Source organism: Micromonospora sp. 4G55, from assembly GCF_016803375.1.
The window spans coordinates 1-9,072 of record NZ_JAEVHN010000223.1 but is presented as its reverse complement, the minus strand read 5'-3'; the positions used below and the strand labels follow the sequence as shown (position 1 = coordinate 9,072).

General features: G+C 70.4%; 7 protein-coding genes and 2 pseudogenes. 2 read left to right on the top strand and 7 right to left on the bottom strand.

All coding sequences use genetic code 11. From position 1 onward, the window contains the following. Window positions 1-2,295: pseudogene (locus JNW89_RS38860) on the top strand (M28 family peptidase); the annotation flags it as partial. 32 nt (window positions 2,296-2,327) lie between these two features. Here JNW89_RS38860 and JNW89_RS18795 read toward each other — a convergent pair. The 7 genes from JNW89_RS18795 to JNW89_RS18765 form a co-directional block, all read right to left on the bottom strand. Beyond that, complete coding sequence (locus JNW89_RS18795; protein WP_238449904.1) at window positions 2,328-3,533, bottom strand: PP2C family protein-serine/threonine phosphatase; 1,206 nt, start codon at window positions 3,531-3,533, stop codon at window positions 2,328-2,330. 83 nt (window positions 3,534-3,616) lie between these two features. Continuing rightward, a complete protein-coding gene (locus tag JNW89_RS18790) occupies window positions 3,617-4,423 on the bottom strand; it encodes an alpha/beta fold hydrolase (protein ID WP_238449903.1) in 807 nt (268 codons plus the stop codon). Between the two features lie 136 nt (window positions 4,424-4,559). Continuing rightward, complete coding sequence (locus JNW89_RS18785; protein WP_238449902.1) at window positions 4,560-4,832, bottom strand: hypothetical protein; 273 nt, start codon at window positions 4,830-4,832, stop codon at window positions 4,560-4,562. A 556-nt stretch (window positions 4,833-5,388) separates the two neighbouring features. Next, window positions 5,389-6,663, bottom strand: coding sequence for a low temperature requirement protein A (locus tag JNW89_RS18780; protein WP_238449901.1), 1,275 nt, complete (start codon window positions 6,661-6,663; stop codon window positions 5,389-5,391). A 463-nt stretch (window positions 6,664-7,126) separates the two neighbouring features. Further along, a complete protein-coding gene (locus JNW89_RS18775; protein WP_007465523.1) occupies window positions 7,127-7,381 on the bottom strand; it encodes a Smr/MutS family protein in 255 nt (84 codons plus the stop codon). 131 nt (window positions 7,382-7,512) lie between these two features. After that, on the bottom strand, window positions 7,513-7,881 hold the full coding sequence (locus JNW89_RS18770; RefSeq protein ID WP_088960164.1) for a M48 family metallopeptidase: 369 nt from the start codon (window positions 7,879-7,881) through the stop codon (window positions 7,513-7,515). A gap of 88 nt (window positions 7,882-7,969) precedes the next feature. After that, a complete protein-coding gene (locus JNW89_RS18765) occupies window positions 7,970-8,740 on the bottom strand; it encodes an ROK family protein (protein WP_238449900.1) in 771 nt (256 codons plus the stop codon). Between the two features lie 88 nt (window positions 8,741-8,828). Here JNW89_RS18765 and JNW89_RS18760 point away from each other — a divergent pair. Then, a pseudogene (locus JNW89_RS18760) lies at window positions 8,829-9,072 on the top strand (ATP-binding cassette domain-containing protein); the annotation flags it as partial.

Sequence of the window (9,072 nt, the reverse complement as noted above, 5' to 3'; positions counted from 1 at the left end):
CGTCGTCGACTGCGCACCCGGCGCCGCGTCCGGCCGACGCGCCGGCCGGCGAGTTCAGCGCCGCCCGGGCGTACCGGACGGTGCAGACCGTCGCGGCCCGCCCGCACGTCGCCGGCAGCCCGGCCAATGATCAGGTACGCGAGCACCTGGTGGGCGCGCTGCGCGGCCTCGGACTGGAGACCGAGGTGCAGGACACCGTCGCCCCGGAGGCCGGCCAGCTCCAGCGGGGCAACGGCAACTACTCGATGGGCCGGGTCCGCAACGTGGTCGCCCGACTTCCCGGCACGGACTCGACCGGCAGGATCTTCCTGGTCGCGCACTACGACTCGGTGCAGTCCGGGCCGGGCGGCAACGACGACGGCGCCGGCACCTCCACCATCCTGGAGGTGGCCCGCGCGCTGACCACCGGCCCTCGCCCCCGTAACGACATCGTCTTCGTGCTCACCGACGCCGAGGAGGCGTGCCTGTGCGGCGCGTCGGCCTTCGTCTCCAGCCATCCGCTGGCCAAGGAGGGCGGGGTGGTGCTCAACCTCGAGGCGCGCGGCTCGACCGGGCCGGTGATCATGTTCGAGACGTCGCGGAACAACGCGGACCTGGTGCAGCTGTTCGGCCGGGCGGCGCCCCATCCGGTGGGCACCTCGTTCGCGGTGGAGATCTACCGACTGCTGCCGAACGACACCGACTTCACCCCCTTCCGCGACCAGTACGACCTCGACGACCGCCCGCGCTTCATCGGGTTGAACTCGGCCTACATCGACGGTGGCGCGATCTACCACACGCCCCTGGACACCCCCGAGATGATGGACCGGGCCAGCCTCCAGCAGCACGGCGACAACGCGCTCGGCCTGGCCCGGGCGCTGGGCCGCTCCGACCTGCCGACGCTCTGGTCCGGCAACGACGCCACCTACTTCCCGGTGCCGGGTGGGCTGGTCCGCTATCCGGGCTGGCTGACCTGGCCGCTGGCGCTGGCCGCGGTGCTCGGCGTTCTCGCGCTGGGCTGGTTCGCCCGGTCGCGGGGCCGGACCACCGGAAAGCGCCTGTTCGCCGGCTTCGGCCTGGCGCTGGTCCCGATCGTCCTCGCCCCGCTGACCGCCCAGCTCTTCTGGGCGGCGGTCACGGCGATCCGCCCCGGCCACGCCGAGCTGCTCGACCCGTACCGGCCGGCCTGGTACCGGGCTGGCGTGGTGGCGCTGGGCCGCGACGGTGCTCCTCGGCTGGTACGCGCTGGTCCGGCGCTGGGCCGGGCCGATCGCGCTGGCGATCGGCGGGCTGGCCTGGCTGGCCCTGCTCGGGTCGCCCCTCGCCCTGTTCGCGCCGGGCGGGTCGTACCTCGTCGTCCTGCCCGCCCTGGCCGGCGTCGTCGCCGGCTTCGTCGCGCTGAACACCCGGATCGACGGGCCGTGGCCGGTGGTCGCGGTGACCGCGGCCGCAGCGGTGGGCGCGGTCATCCTGCTGCCCACCGTGGTGCTGCTCTTCCCCGCGCTGGGCATGGCGATGGGCGGGGTCGCCGCTCTCTTCGCGGTGCTGCTCGGCCTGGCCGCGCTCCCGGTGGTCGACCTGCTGCACCCGCAGGCCGGCGGGCAGCGTGCGATGCTCGCGCTCCGCGCCCGGAGGCTGGGCGCGTTGCCGGTCGGCGCCGCCGCGCTCGCGGCGGCGGTCTTCGCCGGGGTGGGGCTGTCCGTCGACCGCTTCGACGCCGCGCACCCCGCGCCGACCCACCTGATGTACGCCATGGACGCCGACACCCGGCAGGCGCGCTGGCTCAGTCACGAGGAGGACCCGCAGCCGTGGACCGCGCAGTACGTCGGCGGGGTGGAACGGGTCGGTGGCGAGTTCCCCGGCCTCGACGACGCGGAACTGCGCTCGGGGCCCGCGCAGCCGGCCGACCTGCCCGCGCCGAAGCTGGAGGTGTTGAGCGACACCGGCGACGGCGGCGAGCGCATCCTGCGCCTGCGGGTGACCCCCCAGCGGCAGGTTCGCCTGCTCACGGTGCACGTGGACGGAGACAGCGCCGAGGTGATGGACGCCGAGGCGGAAGGCCGGAACATCTCTCTCTCCTGGCCGTCGCCCAACCCGCCGTGGACAGCGGGGTTGACCTTCCACGCGCCCCCGTCGGAGGGGATCGAGGTGACCCTGAAGCTGCTGCGGAAGAAGGAGCAGGTCCGGATCCGGGTCATGGACGTCAGCGACGGGCTGGACGGCCTGCCCGGCTTCCGCCCCCGGCCCGCCGACGTCGGCGTGGCCGGCTCGCACAGTTCCGAGATGCTGGCGGTGGCCCGGACGTATCCGGTGTAGCCGGACCGGTGGAGCCCGGGCCAGGGGTCACCTCACCGGCGGGCATGCGGCGGGCCGGGGGGCGGCTCGCTGTGGGGGCGCGGTGGGGCGCTGATGGCCATGACGGCGGTGTCGTCGGTGAGCCCGGCGCCGAAGGTGCCGAGTAGATCGGTGACGGCGGCGACGGCGGTGGCGGCGTCGGTGGGTGCGAGATCGGCAGCCCATCGGACGAGGGCTTCGGTTCCGTAACGGCCGTCGGGGGCCTCGCTGCGGGCGGTACGGGCCTCGGTGAGTCCATCGCTGTACAGAAGCAACGTGTCGCCGGGGTTCGCCACGACGGTGGTGTTGGTGTATCGGGAGTTCGGGAAGGCCCCCACGATGCGGCCCTTCGTGCACTGGTAGTCGGCGGAGCCGTCGGCCCGGAGCAGCAGTGGTTCGGGGTGTCCGCCGCTGGCGATGACCGCGGTGAACCCGCCGGCCGGTGTGGGTGTCAGGATGCCGAAGACGACGGTGCAGTAGCGCGCGTCCTCGCGGTATTCCTGCCAGAGCACGGTGTTGAGGTTGTGCAGCGCGGCGGCAGGGTCGGGGTTGTAGACGGTTGCGGCGCGCAACGTGTAGCGGGCCAGGGCGGTGACGGCGGCCGCTTCGACGCCTTTGCCGCTGACATCGCCGAGAAAGAATCCCCAGCGGCCGTCGTCGAGGGGGAACAGGTCGTAGAAGTCGCCGCCGACTTCGTCGGTGGAGGCCATCCGGTAGTACGCGGCGCTTTCCAGTCCGGGCGGGGTCTGCAGCACGGCGGGGAGCAGACTTCGTTGCAGTTTGCCGACGAGCTGCCGTAGCCGTTCGTCCTCGCGTTCCGCGGCCCTGCGGGCGTCGAGGAGCTCTCGTTCATAGCTGCGGCGTTCTCGGGCATCGAAGATGGCCGTGCGGATGAGTTGGGGTTGGCCTTCGCTGCCGGCCTTGACGACGGAGGTGACGAGGACCGGCATGCGGGAGCCGTCCTTGGTGCGAAGGTCCAGGGCGATACCGCGGATCTCGCCCTGCATGGCCAGCATGGGTGCGAAGTGGGTTTCGTGATAGATGCGGCCCCCGCCGGTGAGCAGGTCGCTGAAGCGGCGCCGGCCGACGAGTTCCTCGCGGGTGTAGCCGAGCCAGGCCAGCAGGGTGCTGTTGATCTTGGCTACGGTGCCGTCCAGCAGGGTGGACAGGTTCCCGCAGGGCGCGTTCTCGTACAGGTCTTCGAGGTCGTCCTCGAGCAACGACGGGAACCCCACCTCGCCCGGCCGGGCGGTCCCGTCATCGCCCGGACCTTGGCCGTAGGGATCACGCCCGGCAGCGGCGGTCACCGGTAAGCGGCCCTGACGAACGACGTGATCGCTGCGGCCGTCGCTTCCGGCGCGCTCAACTGCGGGCAGTGCCCGGTCGCGTCCAGGGTGACCAGCCGACTTCCGGCGATCTGCGCGTGCACGAACGCGCCGACCTCAGGCGGCGCGATGGCGTCCTCGGCGCACTGCAGGATCAGGGTGGGAACCTTCACGGCGGCGAGGTCGGCACGGTTGTCGGACAGGAACGTGGCGCGGGCGAACACCTGCGCCATTGCGGGATCCGTCTGGCAGAAACTCGCCGTCAGCTCTGCACCCAGCTCCGGCCGGTCCGGATTGCCCATGATCAGGGGGGCCATGCTCGACGACCAGCCGAGGTAGTTGCTGTCCAGCGACTCGAGCAACTCGTCGATGTCGTCGCGGGTGAAGCCGCCCCGGTAGTTCGCGTCGTCGATGTAGCACGGCGACGGGGTGACCAGGACGAGTGCGGAGAAGCGGTCCGGTTCGCGGTTTGCCGCGAGGACGCCGATGCTCGAACTGACCGAGTGTCCGACGAAGATCGGCTGCTGAAGGTCCAGGTCCTGGCAGATGCTCAGCACATCATCGGCGTAGCCGTCCAGGGAGGCGTACCGGTCGGCGTCCCAGGCCGCCGGGTCAGCCCTGCCTGAACCGACGTGGTCGAACAGCACCACCTGGGCCCATTGTCCGATTTCAGCAGTAACGTGGCGCCACATGTGCTGGTCGCAGCCGAAGCCGTGCGCGAGCACGACGGTGGGACCGCCCTCGCGACCGGCCAACCTCACGTTGTTGCGGTTCCGCACATGCATTCACCTATCTTCCACCGCCCGCACCTTGCGACCAAGTGCCCGCTCACCTGGGCAAACGTCGTCGTGAACACAGCCTGCGACCGCTGCGGGACGGCACCCGGTGCCGGTGGGGTGGGAGGTCGGAGAGCCGAAACTCCTACTTCCAGCGGAAGTGCACGAATCCGAGCAGACCAGTGCTTTGACCTGGACCGCAACGCCAACTCAAGATTACGGGAACAGATCGGGCACAACTCGGCCCGTCACCGGGCGACCGCCAGCCGAGCGCCAGCCGATGATCCGGTCGTGTCGCCACGTCGAACATGCCGACCAGCACGTGGTACGCGACTCGCAGCGAGGACGGTGTGAGCACCGTCGCCCGGTCCTTCACCCACATCTGAAGGTGCGACGGGCGGACCTGCGCGAGCTGCATCCGACCAAGGATCGGCTCGACATGCACGTGCAGGGTCATCTCGATCGCGCCGTAGTCGCATCACGGTGGAGCTGACCCTTGCGCCACTGCTCGCCGTAGGTCTTCACGGTGACTTTGCCAGCGGCCGGGTCGACGTACTGGCCCCGGGAGACATCGGCCCGAGTGGTGACGTCGAACTGGTCCGCGTCAGCTCTGCGATCGAACAGCTTGCTGCTTCGACATAGGCAAGGGCATTGGTCGAAGCTACTAAGTGAAGTTTGGCAAGGTCGCTCCAGCCAGTGTCGGCTACCTGACTGACAGACGGCGCTCGGCGCGCCTGCTCGAAGGCACTGTTCAATACGAGCCGACAGCAGCCGGCACCTTCGGTCCACACTCCCCAGAACGGGGGCCGGTCCAAGTCGCCGGCGGAACGGCTGTCGACAGCACCGCTGACAGCAACGGTGCCGAATGGCGGCACGCTGACGAGGGTTGGCATGGACGAGGCTCCGAGCGTGCGGCCGTTCCCGGACGCGTGCGGACGCGCCGCACAGAGCTTGTAAGCGAAACATCAACCGACCTAATGTGCCGGGGAGGGTGCCTCGGGGGGACGGCCGGCCGCGTGGTGGGCGTCGGCGAGGGCGACGGCGAGCAGTACGAGCCCGGCCAGGACCGAGGTGGCCAGCGGCGGGGCGAAGTACAGGGGGATGGCTGCGACCGCCAGGACGGCGATGGCGGCGACGCGGCGGAGCGAGAGCCGGTTGAACACGACACGTTCCAGGCGGATACGGCCGTAGAGGAACAGTGCCGGACCGCCGAGGCTCGCAAGGAGCCACGCCGGCTCGGGCCGGCCATCCGGGTGGATCAGCACAATCTCGAAGCCGACGGCGCTGGCGACGATGCCGAGCACCATGATGATGTGGGCGAGGCCGATGGCGCGGCCAGCGGCATACAAATCCTTTGTCGCGACGACGGCTTCGGCAAGTACCTGGCCGGAGCGGTAGAAGTAGATGCGCCACAGCAGCACCGTCGACAGGTACGCCAGCACCAGCACGGCGGAGGTCGCCGGGGTGATCGGTTCGCCGGTGAAAGCCGTGCCGACGGCGAGCACGGTCTCCCCGAGGGCGATCAGGAGGAACTGCTGGTAGCGCTCGGGTAGGTGTTGCTTGCTGTCCATGGCCCACGCACTCATCCGGGGGCGGGCCATGCCGGGGACCGGCCAGCGCAGCTGCGCGGCGACGATGTCCACTGTCACGGCGGCCCCCCAAACGGCGGCCCTGGCGCCACCGCTGACAGCCGCGCCCGACAACCAGATCAGCGCCGAGGCCGCGAACCACAGCACCGACCGACGGTACATCTGCCGCAGGGGATGCCCGCGCAAAGCCGGCATCAGAATGAGCGGCCGGCCAACTTGCAGGATCACGTACGGGAGCACGAACGCCAATCCCCGGCCGATGAACGCGTGCGGAATCGATGAGGCCATGACCAGCATCCCGAAAGCGCTGGCCAGCACGATGTACTGAATTTTGCGGCGGCGGGGGTCAAACCAGCTGGTGATGTGCGCCGTGGTGATCCACAGCCAGATCAGCGGCAGCGCCAGCACGAACAGATAGGCCGTCGACCGCCACCCGACGACCGGATCGTCGCTGCCGATGTCACGCACGACCCGACTGACCACCCCCGCCAGGGCGAACACCAACACCAGGTCGACGAACAGTTCCAGAAAGTTGGCCTGCCGCACGTCCTCGCGACGCTGCAACAGGTCCTGACCCTGTCCACCACCTTCCCGATACCCCATGCCGCTCATACTCGCCGGGAGCAAGCCCAGCTCACCCGAGGTTTGGGCGTCGTACACCCAGAGGGAAGGTCCCGCGGTGACCGCCAACGACGAGATGCGCTGCAAAGGCGTTCGGAGCCGAAAGGCTGATGGCCCCAGCGAGTCCTCGACACGAGTCAGCAGGAAGTCAGCAACGCAGAATTGCCCAGCCGGCCCCCAACCGCCGGAGACAGCGCGACGACGGGCAGGCCACAGGAGCGACACGGGCTGGTAATGGCCGACAACGCCAGCCAATACCCCGACGGAGGAACTCCATCTCGGCTTGGTCGTCGCACAGGCCAGTTGTACAGCAATCCACGGGTGGCCTTCGTACCGGACCGCCAACAACCTTTTGCGGGCAACTCACTGTTTCAGAGCCGGGCACAGATCCGGCACAACCCAGCGCGAGGAAGGGCGAAAAATGCCGAAAGTCGATGGAAGGCGTTTTCGCAGGTCATGGGCTGTACGTAAGGTAGCGCGGGAGGTCAGGGAGTCGGAACTCCTACTTCCAGCGGAAGTGCACGAAGAGCCGACCGAAGTTCTTCGAGTCCTTTTCCACCCGGTGGTAGAGCTGCTTGACGTCCTTCTGGTCGAGGAACCGCAGCACCCGCTTCTTGAGCTGCCCGGAGCCCTTGCCGGGGATGATCTCGACGAGGGTGGCCTTCTTCGCCACCGCCTCGTCCATGATCCCGCGCAGCGCCCGGTCGATGTCCTGGCCCTTGTTGAAGATCTCGTGCAGGTCCAGCTTCAGCTTCATGCCGCGCCCACCGCCAGGTCAGCTCCCATGCGCCCAATCGTAGGCGGGCCGGCGGCCGGCCCGCGGACACGCGTCGGCCGGCCCGCGGACACGCGTCGGCGGCCCCGCAGGGCCGCCCCGAGGATCGTGCGTCAGCGACCGAGCCCGACCCGGGTCTCCACCCGGCGCAGCGCGGTCGTGTAGTCGTCGTTGGTCGAGTGCATCGCCGCAGCGATCCGCAGGTGCCGCAGCGCGTCCGCGTGCCGGTTCAGCCGCTCCAGGGTGCGACCCAGCACGTGGTGCGCGTAGTGGTCGCTCGGGTCCCGCTCGACCAGCTCGCGCAGCTGCTCCTCGGCCCGGTTGAGCTGGGCCGACTGGAAGTACGCGCGGGCCAGCAGCTGGCGTACCGAGGAGTTGCCGGGCTCGGCCTCCACGATCGGCTCCAGCAGCCGGGCCGCTCCGGTCGGATCACCCGCTTCGAAGAACATGGTCGCCCGCCGGTACTCCGCGAGAAGATCCATCCCGACCCACCTCCTCCTGTCGAGCCGTCTTTCGTCCGACGCTGGCACAACACCGGCCGCTCCGCGAGTGTTCCTGGGCCGCAATCGCTCAGGGGGCCGGGTCGTACCGGCCGTCGATCAGCTCCCAGGCCCGGACACCGCCCACGATTCCGGCCGTGTTCGGGACGACGACGACGTCCTCGCCCATTCGGGCCAGTTGCTCCGCCCGGATCAGCCGGGAGTTGCCCCCGCCCAGGTAGAGCCGGTCCCAGCGGAACACCGGGCGCAGTCCCTCCACCACCTGCCGGATCCGGCGGGACCAGAACGCGTCGCCGAGCCGGCGCCGCTCCGGCTCCCCGACGTACGTGTCGTAGGTGGTGCCCCAGCGCACCGGCGCGTGCGACAGCTCCAGGTGCGGCGCGAGCCGCCCGCCGTCGAACAGCGCGCTGCCGAGCCCGGTGCCGAGGGTCAGCACCAGCTCGCAGCCGGTCCCGGCGACCACCCCGGCGCCGTGCACCTCGGCGTCGTTGAGCACCAGCGCCGGCACCCCGAAGGCGTCGCCGAGCGCGCTGCGGACGTCGTACCCGGACCACTCGGCGACCAGGTCCGGGTCGACCCGGCTGCGCGGCCCGGAACGGGTTACGTAGTGCGGGGTGGCCACCACCACGCCGTGCCGGATCATGCCGGGCATCCCGACGGTCACCCGGTCCGCCGCGGGCAGCCGGGCGCCGAGTTCCACCAGCGTCTTGACGAAGAGCGCCGGCGGCAGAGGGTACGGCGTGGGCACCCGCAGCGGCCGGGCGCGCATCGTGCCGGCGGCATCCAACACGCTCGCCTTGATCCCGCCACCGCCGCAGTCGATCGCCAGTGTGGTCACCACGGGAGTGAGTCTGCCTCGCGTCCCGGGCCCGCGTACCGCGGGTCGCCCGATCCGGCGCGCGTGGCGGCGACGGTACGCTCGGCTCCTCATGAGCGCCACGCTGATCGTCAAGGACATCGCCGCCGGCCACGGTGACCGGCTGCTCTTCTCCGACCTGGAGCTGGTGGTCGCCCCCGGCGACGTGGTCGGGCTGGTCGGGGTCAACGGGGCCGGCAAGTCCGACCCTGCTGCGCACCCTGGCCGGGCTGCTGCCGGTGGAGCTGGGCACGTGTCGCTGGAACCCGCCACCGCCACCGTCGGCTCACCTGCCGCAGGAGCCCGAGCGCCGGCCG